This is a genomic window from Micromonospora sp. NPDC002575, assembly GCF_042889525.1.
Lineage (GTDB): Bacteria > Actinomycetota > Actinomycetes > Mycobacteriales > Micromonosporaceae > Micromonospora > Micromonospora carbonacea.
The window spans coordinates 290,266-301,849 of record NZ_JBIARA010000001.1 but is presented as its reverse complement, the minus strand read 5'-3'; the positions used below and the strand labels follow the sequence as shown (position 1 = coordinate 301,849).

The window sequence follows — 11,584 nt, the reverse complement described above, 5'->3', positions numbered from 1 at the left end:
ATCGAATGGGCGCGCGGCATCGCGCCGTCTAGCCTCGCGAAGATGGACGATGCTGACGAGCGCGCCTTGGTCGAGCACGGATACGACGCGTTGTCATACCACTACCGAGCGGACGATGCCGGGGACGGCCAATACGCTCCGTGGCTGGCCGCATTGCACCGACGCCTGCCGGCCGCGGCGGCGGTCCTCGATCTCGGCTGCGGCTGTGGCGTGCCGGTTGCACGCTTCCTCGCCGCCGCCGGGCACCAGGTGACGGGCGTCGACATCAGCTCCGTGCAGGTCGAGCGGGCGCGCCGCCTGGTGCCCACCGGGACCTTCCTCCGCGCCGACGCCACCCGCGTCGACCTGCCGCCGGGCTCGTTCGACGCCATCATCTGCCTGTACGCCCTCATCCACCTGCCCCTGCCCGAGCAGCCCCGCCTCATCGGGCGGATCGCCACCTGGCTGCGCCCGGGCGGCTGGCTGCTGGCCACCGTCGGCGACAGTGCCTGGACGGGCACCGAGGACAACTGGCTCGGCGGCCCCGCCGCCATGTGGTGGAGTCAGGCCGACGCGTCGACCTACCGCACCTGGCTGCGGGAGGCCGGGCTGCTGGTCACCGCCGAGGAGTTCGTGCCCGAGGGGACGAGCGGGCACACCCTCTTCTGGGCCCGGCGACCCCCAGCCTGACCGGTTCGGCGGGCGGGGCGCCACCATGTCGGGCAGGTGGCGGTATCCGGCGGCCGGGATACCGCCATGTCGCCGACATGGCGGGCCCCGCCCCGCCCGGCCCCGCCCAGCCCCGCCCCGGGGTCGACGCGGGGTCGATGCGGGTTCGGGACGAAGGTCCCTTTCGATATCTCGTCGTCTGTGGTGTGCTGTTTCCCGATGCGTGGCGCCAGGGGGCTGGAGCATGCATTCAATGAATTTCCATGATTGGCGCGCTAGGTCCGAGTGTTCGCCAAATGAAGGACGGCGTGGAACGCGGGAACGCAGGGGTATCACCCCGCCAGGCAGGGCGTCCTGCCGATCGGTCGGACTTGTTGCCGTCCAGGCGGAGCCCGGCCACCGAGGGCTTTGTTGCCCTCAGTGGGTGTGGCACCATCATGGAATCTTCACGCCCCCCGTGCTGCCCGTTTCGTGACAGGAGCCCCACAGATGCCTACTCAAAAGCTGGGTCGGCTGCTCGGCTTGACCCTGATGCTCTTCGCGCTCGCCTCGGGTGCCGCTTCGGTCGCCTCCGTCGCCGGTGCTCCGGCCAAGGGCTCGGGCGACCTGGTGAGCCTCGAGTTCGAGTGGAACTAGGTTCTTCGCAGTTCGTGTGACACCGCCGCCGCCCGGCCACCCACCGGGCGGCGGCGGTAGTGGCCAGACACGGGCCAGGCATCGGCGCGGAGTTCACTCTCGGTGACAACAAGGGAGCAGGATGACGAGCCGAGCGGCAGCCGTGCGACGGCGCGGGACTGACCTGGCCTGGCTGATCACCGGGCCTTTGGCGTTCCTGGCGGTCATCTGCTGCCTGCTGATCGCGCTGGTCACCGACGACAAGCAGGAAGCCTACGGCGAGTGGGGCCTGGGCCTGCTGCTGCTCACCGCCCTGGTCGCCGCCCACCTGCCGGTGCTGAGCTTCATCGTCCGGCGGCAGACGCTCTCCGCCACGATCACCGAGATCCCGCTGGTCCTGGCGCTCTACTATCTTCCGCCGCTGACCCTGGTGCTGGTGGCCACCCTGGCCGCCCTGATCGCCCAGCTCCGGCGGCGGCTCGGCCCCGCCAAGTTCGCGTTCAACGTCGCCCGGTCCGCCGCGGCGACGTCCCTCGCGGGCCTGGTCCTGCTGGCGTTGCCCCCGATCCGGGGGGTGGGCCCCGGCACGTGGGGCATCCTCTTCGCGGCGGTCAGCACCGTCACCCTGGTCACCCTCGCCGCCGTGGTCGGCGTGATCACGCTGCTCCAGGGCTGGCAGGCCGGGCTGGAGGTGGTCCGGACGTCCACCGTGCCGCTGCTCGCGGCGGCGGTGAACGCGACCGTCGGCCTGATCATCCTGCTCGCGCTGAAGGCCACCTACTGGTCGCTGCTGCTGCTCGGCGCGCTCGCGATCACGGTGGCGCTGGTCTACCGGGCGTACGCCCAGTTCCTCCGCCAGCACCGCACGCTGGCCGACATCTACGACCTGACCCGGGCGATGACCCGCAGCGGCCAGGACGGCACGCTGCCGGACGCGCTGCTCGGCCGGGTCCGCGCCCTCATGCAGGCCGAGTACGCCACCCTGTGGCTGCCCGCCCAGGGCCGGCACCCGGAGGTGCTGCTGACCGCCCGCATCGACGGGCGGGGCCTGCTCGACTTCTCGAAGATCCCGGCGACGGTGCGGGAGCAGGTCGTGCAGCAGCGGCAGACCGTCGCGCTCGGCGCGCGGCTCGGCGGGGACCGCGTGCAGTTGGCCATGCTCCGGGCGGAGTCGACCAAGGACGCGATCGTCGTGCCGCTGCGCTCCGGCGAGGCGGTGATCGGCACGCTGGAGGTGGTCAACCGGCTCAGCGACGTCGGCCACTTCACCGCGGCGGACGTGCCGGTGATCGAGACGGTCGCCGCCCACGCGGCGGTGGCCCTGGAGAACTCCCGGCTGGTCGACCGGCTGCGCCACGACGCCTACCACGACACGCTGACCAAGCTGCCCAACCGGCGGCGGATCAGCGCGGCGCTCGACGAGGCCGTGAAGATCCGGGCCCCGGGCGAGGTGGTGGCCGTCCTGCTGTTCGACGTCGACGGGCTGCGCCAGGTCAACGAGTCGCTCGGGCACGCGGCCGGCGACCAGGTGCTCGCCGAGGTCGCCGTCCGGCTGCGCGACTCCGCGCCCTCCTCGGCGCTGGTCGGCCGGGCCGGCGGCGACGAGTTCCTGGTGACGCTGCGGCTGGAGAACGCCGAGGCGGCGCTGGAGCTGGCCGCCCGACTGCGCGAGGAGATCCGCGCCGAGATGGTCTTCGACGCGTTCACGCTGGACGTCGACACGGCCGTCGGCGTCGCCGTGCACCCCGACCACGGCAGCGACGCCGCGACCCTGCTGCAACGGGTCGACCTGGCCGCCACGGCGGCGAAGTCCATGCCGGGCAGCATCCAGTTGTTCAACCCGGCGCTGGAGTCGCGCTCGCTGCGCCGCCTCGGCCTCGCGGGCGACCTGCGCAAGGCCCTCGACGACGGCGCGCTGGAGGTCTACTTCCAGCCGAAGGTGACGCTGCGGGACCGTCGGCTGGTCGGGGTGGAGTGCCTGGCCCGCTGGGAGCACCCGGCGCACGGCGAGGTCGCCCCGGAGGACTTCGTGGCGGTGGCGGAACACACCGGCCAGTTGGGCAGGCTCACCGAGGTGGTGTTGCGGGAGGGGCTGCGGCGCAGCCGGGACTGGGCGCACGCCGAGCAGCCGCTCGCCGTCGCGGTCAACCTCTCCGCGCGTACGCTCACCGACCGGCACTTTCCCGACCGCGTGCGCGAGCTGCTCGCCGAGTACGACGTGCCCCCGCAGCGGCTCACCTTCGAGATCCGCGAGGCCGGGGTGCTCGACGGCACCGACCGCCCGATCCCGACGCTGCGCCGGCTGCGCGACCTCGGGGTGCGGCTGTCGGTGGACGACTTCGGCACCGGCTCCTCCTCGCTGGCCTACCTGCGCCGGCTCCCCGTGCACGAGGTGAAGGTCGACCGCTCCTTCGTGCAGGGCATGGCGACCGACCCGGGAGACCTGGCCATCGTCAACGCCGTGGTGACCCTCTCCCAGCAGTTCGGCCTCGCGGTGGTGGCCGAGGGGGTGGAGAGCGAGCTGACCCTGGAGCTGCTCCAGGACATCGGCTGCGAGATCGGCCAGGGCTTCCTGTTCAGCCGGCCGCTGCCGTACGAGCGGCTGGAGGCGTGGTTCGGGGCCCAGTTGGAGTCCGAGGCGCTCGTCACCCCGGACGTCCGGCGGCTGCGCATCGTCCCCTGAATTTGACATGAACATGGTGCTGAGCTGGGAGAACGTTGCGACGCGCAAGGGTGGGGGGATCCGATTTCACCTCCGGCGCGGGGCCGTGTACTCTTACCCCTGCGCGGCCACCGAGTGATCGCGCAGGCCCCCTTAGCTCAGTCGGCAGAGCGTCTCCATGGTAAGGAGAAGGTCTACGGTTCGATTCCGTAAGGGGGCTCAAAGGGTCCGGCTGGACCCGCCACGGCGGTGTAGCTCAGATGGCAGAGCAAGCGGCTCATAATCGCTGTGTCGCCGGTTCAAGTCCGGCCACCGCTACTCTCGTCCTCCGGGCCAGCTTCCGGTGGTCGGTGGGATGGGCGCCATAGGCGCCCACTTTGCATGTCCGCGTCGCCAGCGCGTAGGCTGAGGCGCTGTAGTTGTTGTCCGTTAGCGAGGAAGGCACTCCGCCGTGGCGAAGGCTACCGATGTCCGGCCGAAGATCACTTTGGCGTGTGTGGAGTGCAAGGAGCGCAACTACATCACGCGCAAGAACCGCCGCAACGACCCGGACCGCATCGAGCTGAAGAAGTTCTGCCCCCGGGACGGCAAGCACACGGTTCACCGCGAGACCCGCTGACCCGTCGCCGGCTCCTGCCGGCCAGCACGACACCCGATCGCCGATCCGGAGCGAGCGCGCGGCCAACCGGCCGACCGTCCGCCCCCGGGTCGGCTTTCGTGCTTCCCGTGTAGGTTCTCGGGCATGTCCCTGGACCCGTCCTACGTCGGCCGGACCTATCCGCCGACCGCCCCCTACCAGGTGGGCCGTGAAAAGATCCGCGAGTTCGCCACGGCGATCGGCGCCGCCGACCCGGCGCACCACGACCCGGAGGCCGCCCGCGCGCTCGGGCACCCGGACGTGGTGGCCCCGCCGACCTTCCCCGTGGTGATCACCATGGCCGCCACCCGGCAGATCGTCGACGACCCGGCCCTCGGGGTCGACTACAGCCGGGTGGTCCACGGCGACCAGCGGTTCGCCTACACCCGGCCGGTGGTGGCCGGAGACGAGCTGGTCTGCGTGAACACCATCGAGGACATCACCAGCCGGGGCGGGCACGACTTCCTGACCACCCGCACCGACGTGAGCACGGCCGCCGGCGAGCCGGTGGTCGCCGTCTGGTCCAAGCTCGTCGTACGCGGGGAGGGCTGACATGGAGCTGTCCACCCGGACCTTCCGGGTCACCCGGGCCGACCTGGTCCGCTACGCGGGCGCGTCGGGCGACTTCAACCCGATCCACTGGAGCGACCGGGTCGCCACCGGCGTCGGCCTGCCCGGGGTCATCGCGCACGGCATGTTCACCATGGCCCTGGTGGGCCGGGCGGTCGCCGAGTGGGCCGGCGCGCCCGACGCGGTGGTCGACTATGGGGTCCGGTTCGCCCGCCCGGTGGTCGTCCCCGACGACGACGCCGGCACCGAGATCGAGGTGTCCGCGAAGGTCCGCGAGGGCGCGGGGGAGGGCCTGACCAGGCTCGACATCACCGCGACGTGCCGGGGCGAGAAGGTGCTCTCGCAGGCCCGGGCGGTGATCCGCACGCCCCGCTGAGCAGGTCGCGCCACGCGCGGGGGCAGACCGGTTGGGAAAGTCGGGTCGGTACCCGTACACTGGTCCGCCGTGGGGCAAGTGACCCCGCCCGGTGCGTCATGGCCGGGTCGGGCGAGCGTTGCCGCACAGGGGTGTAGCTCAATTGGCAGAGCAGCGGTCTCCAAAACCGCAGGCTGCAGGTTCAAGTCCTGTCACCCCTGCGCCTCAGGCCTGACCGTTCCCGTGGGTCGCGCCGCCAACCGGCGGCGTCCGGCCCGTGGTGGTGGCATCGGCGGGGTGGTTCCGAGGCATCGGGGCCCGTCCGTCGATCCGCCGGCCGCGGCCCGTCGCGGGACGGTTGGTCCGGCCGGCGTGACCAGCGCCGCGCACGCCGCACGGCGTGCGACCCGATTCCCGCGACGGAGGGCGAAGTGGCCGAGAACAAGCGGCGCAGCGAGGACGCCGGCGACGACGACCGTCTGAACGACGAGGTCGCCGACGACGTGGCCGCCGACGACGACGCCTCCGACGCGGACGAGCCGGTCTCCCGCGGTGGCACGGCCACCCGGGCGCGGGCCAAGGCCGAGTCGGCCGACGAGAGGAAGACCCGCAAGGACACCGAGCGGATCGGGCTGTTCGCCCGCATCGCGCGGTTCTTCCGCGAGGTCGTGGCCGAGCTGCGTAAGGTCATCTGGCCGACCCGCAAGGAGCTGCTGACCTACACCGCGGTGGTGGTCACCTTCGTCGCCGTGATGCTGACGATCGTGGCCGGCCTGGACTACGCCTTCGCGAAGGGCGTGCTGTGGGTCTTCGGCAACCCCAGCTGACCGGCTGATCCAGCCGATAGTTACGGAAGTGAGCGAGCGTGCCTGAGTACGACGAGACCGCCGAGACCACGGACGAGCAGTCCGCGGTGGCGACGGCGGCCAACGATGAGTCGGTCGAGGCCGCCAGCGAGCCGGACTTTCCGACCACCGAGCCCGCCCCGGACGAGGACTACGACCCGGTCGCGGAGCTGCGCCAGAAGCTGCGCTACGCGCCGGGCGACTGGTACGTGGTGCACTCGTACGCCGGCTACGAGAACAAGGTCAAGACCAACCTCGAGACCCGGATCACGTCCCTCGACATGGAGGACTACATCTACCAGGTCGAGGTGCCGACCCGGGAAGAGGTCGAGGTCAAGAACGGCAAGCGGTCCCAGATCCAGGCCAAGGTCTTCCCGGGCTACATCCTGGTCCGGATGGAGCTGACCGCCGAGTCCTACTCCTGCGTGCGGAACACCCCGGGGGTCACCGGCTTCGTGGGGGCGACCGACCGGGCCGACCGGCCCGCGCCGCTGAGCCTCGACGAGGTGCTCAAGTGGCTGGCCCCGGCGGTCGAGACCGAGCAGAAGAAGGCCAAGCCCGAGGTCAAGGTCCTCGACTTCGAGGTGGGCGACTCGGTGACCGTCACCGACGGCGCGTTCGCCTCGCTGCCGGCGACGATCAGCGAGATCAACGCCGACCAGCAGAAGCTCAAGGTGCTGGTGTCGATCTTCGGCCGGGAGACGCCGGTCGAGCTGAACTTCAACCAGGTCACCAAGATCTGACGTCCCGTCTCGCCGGCGGTGGGCAGCGGCCCGCCGCCGGCGAGGCCGTTCACGCCCCCGGTGCCGGCCCCGCCGGACCTCGCCGCATCCGGTGGCGGAGCCTTGCGCTAACCTAGAACGTCGGCCGTCGCATCGCGCTGACCGTGCGCGCCCCCGGCCGGCACCTTTCCCAGTTCCAAGCCCCAGGAAGAGACATGCCTCCGAAGAAGAAGCTCGTCAAGACGTTCACGCTTCAGCTCAAGGCGGGCCAGGCGACCCCGGCGCCGCCGGTCGGCCCCGCGCTCGGCCAGCACGGCGTCAACATCATGGAGTTCTGCAAGACCTACAACGCGCAGACCGAGGCCCAGCGGGGCGACATCGTCCCCGCCGAGATCAGCGTCTACGAGGACCGCAGCTTCACCTTCGTCCTGAAGACCCCGCCCGCCGCCCAGCTGCTGATCAAGGCCGCCGGCGTGCAGAAGGGCTCCGGCAACCCGCAGAAGGAGAAGGTCGGCTCCGTCACCCGCGCCCAGCTGCGGGAGATCGCCGAGAAGAAGATGGTCGACCTCAACGCCAACGACCTCGACCAGGCTGAGAAGATCATCGCCGGCACCGCCCGGTCGATGGGCCTGACCGTCGGCGACTGACCTCGCCCCACCGCCTCACCCGATCAGTTCGTGGGAGGGCACGCGGAGCGCCGCGGCCCGCCATAGACCACAGGAGTAAGCAGAGATGCAGCGCAGCAAGACCTACCGCAAGGCCGCCGAGGTCATCGACCGGTCGAAGCTCTACACGCCGGCCGAGGCGGTCAAGATCGCCAAGGACACCACCAGCACCAAGTTCGACGCCACGGTCGAGGTCGCCATGCGCCTCGGCGTCGACCCCCGCAAGGCGGACCAGATGGTCCGCGGCACGGTCAACCTGCCGCACGGCACCGGCAAGACCGCCCGCGTGATCGTCTTCGCCGCCGGCGCGAAGGCCGAGGAGGCCGTCGCCGCGGGTGCGGACGAGGTGGGCACCGACGAGCTCGTCGCCCGCATTCAGGGCGGCTGGCTCGACTTCGACGCGGCGATCGCCACGCCGGACCAGATGGCCAAGATCGGCCGGATCGCGCGGATCCTGGGCCCGCGCGGCCTGATGCCGAACCCGAAGACCGGCACCGTGACCATGGACGTCACCAAGGCCGTCTCGGACATCAAGGGCGGCAAGATCACCTTCCGGGTGGACAAGCACTCCAACCTCCACCTGATCATCGGCAAGGCCTCGTTCTCCGAGACCCAGCTGATCGACAACTACGCGGCGGTCCTCGACGAGGTGCTGCGGGCCAAGCCCTCGGCGGCCAAGGGCAAGTACCTCAAGAAGGTCACCCTCACCACCACGATGGGCCCGGGCGTGCCGGTCGACCCCAACCTGATCAAGAACCTCCAGGAGGGCGTCGAGGCCTGAGCACCACCGCCTCGCCGGGGCCCCGCCACGACTCGTGGCGGGGCCCCGTCCGTCTGTCCGGTGTGGCAGGCTCGCGGCATGCGCTGGGAGGACGTCTGGCTCCGTTACCACCGGCGCGGCCCGTGGGTGCTGCGGCAGGTCGACCTGCGGCTGGGCGCAGGCGAGGCCGCCGTCGTGCTCGGCCGCAACGGCGTCGGCAAGTCCACGCTGCTCCAGCTCGCGGCCGGGGTGCTCCGGCCGGCCCGGGGCCGCGTCGTCGACCGGCCCCGGCACGTCGGCTGGGTCCCGGAGCGCTTCCCCGCCGACCAGCCGTTCACCGTGGGCCGCTACCTCACCGGCATGGCCCGCGTCGCCGGCCTGGGCGGGGCCGAGGCCGCCGAGGCCGTGCGGCGGTGGACCGAGCGGCTGGGCCTGGGCCCCTTCCACGGGGTGCGGCTGCCCGAGCTGTCCAAGGGCACCGCCCAGAAGGTCGGCCTGGCCCAGGCGATGCTCCGCCGGCCCGGCCTGCTCATCCTCGACGAGCCCTGGGAGGGCCTCGACGCCGCCGCCCGCGACCTGGTCCCCGCCCTGATCGACGAGGTGCTGGCGGCCGGCGGGTCGGTGCTGGTCAGCGACCACCGGGGCGAGACGGCCCGGCTGCCGGGCGCGGCCCGCTGGACGGTCGCCGACGGCACCGTCACCGCGCAGGCGTCGACCGACGCGCCGCCGGGGGCGCTCGTCGTGGTCGAGGTGGCGGTCCCGGCCGCGCGCGCCGCGGGTGCCGTGGCCCGGCTCCGCGCCGACGGTCACCACGTCCTTCGCGTACGCGCCGACCCCGCCCCGCCCGACTCCCCCGTTCCCGCCGGGGGCCCACCCGCTCCCGCCCCCGATCCCGGGGCGGGCGGGCAGGCGCCCCGGTGACCGCGCTCGTGCGGCTGCGGCTGGCCGGCTTCCTGCGTACCGGACGGGCGGTCGCCCCGCTGCTGGCCGGCCTGCTCGCCCTCGGCGTCCTCTACGGCGGCGGCCGGGCCCAGCCGGCGGAGGCGTACGGCGTGTCGGCGGTGGTGCTCTTCCCGGTGCTGGCGTGGCAGACCAAGCTTTTGCTCGACGTCGAGCCGGACGTGCAGCGCCGGCTGGCCCTGGTGCTCGCCGGCGCCGCCCGGGAGTGGGCCGCCGGGCTGCTCGCGGGGGTGGTGGCCGGGCTCGGCACGGTCGCCGTCGCGCTGGTCTTCCCCTAGCTGGTGGGCGGGGTGTCCGGCCAGGCGGAGCCGGGCGGCCCGTCGGTGGCCGCCGGGGTGGCCCTCGGCGTCTGGGCGCACCTGCTCGCCCTGCCCGCCGCGGTGGCGCTGGGCGCGCTGGCCAGCCGGGCGGTGACGGGCAGCGCCGGTTACGGGGCGGCGGTGCTGGCGCTCGGCGCGGTCGGCTCGTTGGTCCTCGGCCTGTCGGCCTCGGTGGTCCCCTGGCTCGCGCCCCCGGTGCTGCCGGTCGCCCGGGCCACGGCCGACGGCCCGTCCCCCGCCTCGGTTGCCCTGCTCACCGCCTGGGCCGTCGCCTGGAGCGCGGCGGCGCTCGCCGGGTACGCCTGGCGGCGGCGCGCCCGCGCCTGAGAGGTCCGGCCGGCGGGGGAGTGACGGGGCGCACCCGGGGGCGATTTGGTGCTCACGGGGCGTGTCGCGTAACCTTGCGGCGAAGTACCACCCAGAGACCGCTGGTCACCGTGCTCCGGCACGGTCGAAGGTCCCGATCCGACGGGCGACCCGCGCAGGGCGGCAAGCGAAACTCGGCTGTGTTCCCGTGGTCCGCCGACTGCGGCGCGACCGGCCGGCCCTCGCCCCGTGCGCCCTGCGCCGGGGCTTTTCTCGTTGTCGCGGCCCTCCGGTACCGGGAGGCCCATCCGGCCTGCTGGTGGATCAGCCTGGAGCAACGAGAGAGGAGGGACATGGCGGACAAGCCGATCCGGGCCGACAAGGCCACGGCAGTCGCTGAGATGACCGACAACTTCCGCAACGCGGGAGCTACGGTGCTGACCGAGTACCGTGGTCTGACGGTTTCCCAGCTCACCCAGCTGCGGCGCTCGCTCGGCAAGGAGACCACCTACACGGTCGCGAAGAACACGCTGGCGAAGCGTGCCGCGGCCGACGCGGGCATCTCCGGCCTCGACGAGCTGTTCACCGGTCCTACCGCGCTGACTTTCGTTTCGGGCGACGTCGTCGAGGCGGCGAAGGGGCTTCGCGACTTCGCGAAGGCCAACCCGAAGCTCGTCATCAAGGGCGGCGTCTTCGAGGGCAAGGCCATTTCCGCGGCCGAGGTCACGAAGCTCGCCGACCTGGAGTCCCGCGAGGTGCTGCTGGCCAAGCTGGCCGGCGCGATGAAGGGCAACCTGAGCAAGGCCGCGGCCCTGTTCCAGGCTCCGCTCTCCAAGGCCGCCCGCGCGGCGGCCGCCCTGGCGGACAAGAAGCGCGAGCAGGAGGGCGCCGAGGCGGCCTGAGGCCGCGTCCGGCGCACCCACGTTCTTAGACAACCGTTAGAAAGGACGCCAGCCATGGCGAAGCTCAGCACCGACGAGCTGCTCGACGCGTTCAAGGAGATGACGCTGATCGAGCTCTCCGAGTTCGTCAAGCAGTTCGAGGAGACCTTCGAGGTCACCGCGGCCGCCCCGGTCGCGGTTGCCGCCGCCGGTGGCGCCGGTGGCGCCGCCGCCGCGCCGGCCGAGGAGGAGAAGGACGAGTTCGACGTCATCCTCGAGGCCGACGGTGGCAAGAAGATCCAGGTCATCAAGGTCGTGCGCGAGCTGACCGGCCTGGGCCTCAAGGAGGCCAAGGACGCGGTCGAGGCCGCGCCGAAGGCCATCCTGGAGAAGGTCAACAAGGAGACCGCCGACAAGGCCAAGGCCAAGCTCGAGGGCGAGGGCGCCAAGGTCACCCTCAAGTAATTGAGGTAGGACTCAGGCGTGCGCCCGGCTCGCCTCACGTGAGCCAGGGCACATCGCGTCGCGGCGGGGGGGGGGGGGGGGGCCGCGCGGAACAACCCCCCACCCCCCCCCCACCCGTAAGACCAACGACAACAAAGCTAAGACCAGGCGCCCCAGCGCCACCACCCAGCGCG

The 11,584-nt window shown here is 72.1% G+C and carries 15 protein-coding genes and 3 tRNA genes; all 18 read left to right on the top strand.

The annotated features are described in order from the left end of the window. The first annotated feature begins 42 nt into the window (after positions 1 to 42). The 18 genes from ACFYWL_RS01420 (at position 43) to rplL (ending at position 11,411) form a co-directional block, all read left to right on the top strand. Positions 43 to 669, top strand: a complete 627-nt coding sequence (locus ACFYWL_RS01420; protein ID WP_386965752.1) for a class I SAM-dependent methyltransferase — start codon at positions 43 to 45, stop codon at positions 667 to 669. Between the two features lie 468 nt (positions 670 to 1,137). Beyond that, a complete protein-coding gene (locus ACFYWL_RS01415) occupies positions 1,138 to 1,284 on the top strand; it encodes a hypothetical protein (protein WP_386965749.1) in 147 nt (48 codons plus the stop codon). A gap of 121 nt (positions 1,285 to 1,405) precedes the next feature. Continuing rightward, on the top strand, positions 1,406 to 3,946 hold the full coding sequence (locus tag ACFYWL_RS01410) for a putative bifunctional diguanylate cyclase/phosphodiesterase (protein WP_386965747.1): 2,541 nt from the start codon (positions 1,406 to 1,408) through the stop codon (positions 3,944 to 3,946). A gap of 126 nt (positions 3,947 to 4,072) precedes the next feature. After that, a tRNA-Thr gene (locus tag ACFYWL_RS01405) sits at positions 4,073 to 4,145 on the top strand. A 25-nt stretch (positions 4,146 to 4,170) separates the two neighbouring features. Continuing rightward, a tRNA-Met gene (locus ACFYWL_RS01400) sits at positions 4,171 to 4,243 on the top strand. 133 nt (positions 4,244 to 4,376) lie between these two features. Then, entirely contained in the window at positions 4,377 to 4,544 is a 168-nt protein-coding gene (gene rpmG, locus ACFYWL_RS01395; RefSeq protein WP_013288652.1) for a 50S ribosomal protein L33, read from the top strand. Positions 4,545 to 4,667: 123 nt separating this feature from the next. Further along, positions 4,668 to 5,114 carry a MaoC family dehydratase N-terminal domain-containing protein gene (locus tag ACFYWL_RS01390; RefSeq protein WP_386965744.1) on the top strand — a complete coding sequence of 149 codons (447 nt, stop codon included), beginning with the start codon at positions 4,668 to 4,670 and terminating at the stop codon, positions 5,112 to 5,114. Position 5,115: 1 nt separating this feature from the next. Beyond that, on the top strand, positions 5,116 to 5,508 hold the full coding sequence (locus tag ACFYWL_RS01385) for a MaoC/PaaZ C-terminal domain-containing protein (RefSeq protein WP_282328220.1): 393 nt from the start codon (positions 5,116 to 5,118) through the stop codon (positions 5,506 to 5,508). A gap of 127 nt (positions 5,509 to 5,635) precedes the next feature. After that, positions 5,636 to 5,708 (top strand) — tRNA-Trp (locus ACFYWL_RS01380). A gap of 210 nt (positions 5,709 to 5,918) precedes the next feature. Continuing rightward, the gene (secE, locus tag ACFYWL_RS01375) at positions 5,919 to 6,314 is read left to right on the top strand and encodes a preprotein translocase subunit SecE (protein WP_077938286.1); all 396 of its coding nucleotides are present in this window, start codon (positions 5,919 to 5,921) and stop codon (positions 6,312 to 6,314) included. Between the two features lie 38 nt (positions 6,315 to 6,352). Continuing rightward, positions 6,353 to 7,075 (top strand): transcription termination/antitermination protein NusG, encoded by a 723-nt coding sequence (gene nusG / locus ACFYWL_RS01370; protein WP_386965741.1) that lies wholly within the window; start codon positions 6,353 to 6,355, stop codon positions 7,073 to 7,075. A 194-nt stretch (positions 7,076 to 7,269) separates the two neighbouring features. After that, a complete protein-coding gene (rplK, locus tag ACFYWL_RS01365) occupies positions 7,270 to 7,701 on the top strand; it encodes a 50S ribosomal protein L11 (RefSeq protein WP_386965738.1) in 432 nt (143 codons plus the stop codon). A gap of 85 nt (positions 7,702 to 7,786) precedes the next feature. Further along, complete coding sequence (rplA, locus tag ACFYWL_RS01360; protein ID WP_386965735.1) at positions 7,787 to 8,500, top strand: 50S ribosomal protein L1; 714 nt, start codon at positions 7,787 to 7,789, stop codon at positions 8,498 to 8,500. A gap of 78 nt (positions 8,501 to 8,578) precedes the next feature. Beyond that, positions 8,579 to 9,400 carry an ATP-binding cassette domain-containing protein gene (locus tag ACFYWL_RS01355; protein ID WP_386965732.1) on the top strand — a complete coding sequence of 274 codons (822 nt, stop codon included), beginning with the start codon at positions 8,579 to 8,581 and terminating at the stop codon, positions 9,398 to 9,400. Then, positions 9,397 to 9,717, top strand: a complete 321-nt coding sequence (locus tag ACFYWL_RS01350) for a hypothetical protein (protein ID WP_386965730.1) — start codon at positions 9,397 to 9,399, stop codon at positions 9,715 to 9,717. Before ACFYWL_RS01355 ends, ACFYWL_RS01350 begins: the two co-directional genes overlap by 4 nt. A 12-nt stretch (positions 9,718 to 9,729) precedes the next feature. Further along, on the top strand, positions 9,730 to 10,086 hold the full coding sequence (locus ACFYWL_RS01345) for a hypothetical protein (RefSeq protein WP_386965727.1): 357 nt from the start codon (positions 9,730 to 9,732) through the stop codon (positions 10,084 to 10,086). Between the two features lie 332 nt (positions 10,087 to 10,418). Next, positions 10,419 to 10,967, top strand: coding sequence for a 50S ribosomal protein L10 (gene rplJ, locus ACFYWL_RS01340; RefSeq protein ID WP_043965482.1), 549 nt, complete (start codon positions 10,419 to 10,421; stop codon positions 10,965 to 10,967). 54 nt (positions 10,968 to 11,021) lie between these two features. Continuing rightward, complete coding sequence (rplL, locus tag ACFYWL_RS01335; RefSeq protein ID WP_074472514.1) at positions 11,022 to 11,411, top strand: 50S ribosomal protein L7/L12; 390 nt, start codon at positions 11,022 to 11,024, stop codon at positions 11,409 to 11,411. Positions 11,412 to 11,584 lie beyond the last annotated feature (173 nt).

Bases quoted from the DNA above. Each gene is read 5' to 3' on its own strand.
- ACFYWL_RS01355 (WP_386965732.1), top strand. From the start codon at position 8,579: ATGCGCTGGGAGGACGTCTGGCTCCGTTACCACCGGCGCGGCCCGTGG.
- ACFYWL_RS01410 (WP_386965747.1), top strand. From the start codon at position 1,406: ATGACGAGCCGAGCGGCAGCCGTGCGACGGCGCGGGACTGACCTGGCC.
- ACFYWL_RS01385 (WP_282328220.1), top strand. From the start codon at position 5,116: ATGGAGCTGTCCACCCGGACCTTCCGGGTCACCCGGGCCGACCTGGTC.
- rplJ (WP_043965482.1), top strand. From the start codon at position 10,419: ATGGCGGACAAGCCGATCCGGGCCGACAAGGCCACGGCAGTCGCTGAG.
- ACFYWL_RS01390 (WP_386965744.1), top strand. From the start codon at position 4,668: ATGTCCCTGGACCCGTCCTACGTCGGCCGGACCTATCCGCCGACCGCC.
- ACFYWL_RS01420 (WP_386965752.1), top strand. From the start codon at position 43: ATGGACGATGCTGACGAGCGCGCCTTGGTCGAGCACGGATACGACGCG.
- rplA (WP_386965735.1), top strand. From the start codon at position 7,787: ATGCAGCGCAGCAAGACCTACCGCAAGGCCGCCGAGGTCATCGACCGG.
- rplL (WP_074472514.1), top strand. From the start codon at position 11,022: ATGGCGAAGCTCAGCACCGACGAGCTGCTCGACGCGTTCAAGGAGATG.
- rplK (WP_386965738.1), top strand. From the start codon at position 7,270: ATGCCTCCGAAGAAGAAGCTCGTCAAGACGTTCACGCTTCAGCTCAAG.
- ACFYWL_RS01415 (WP_386965749.1), top strand. From the start codon at position 1,138: ATGCCTACTCAAAAGCTGGGTCGGCTGCTCGGCTTGACCCTGATGCTC.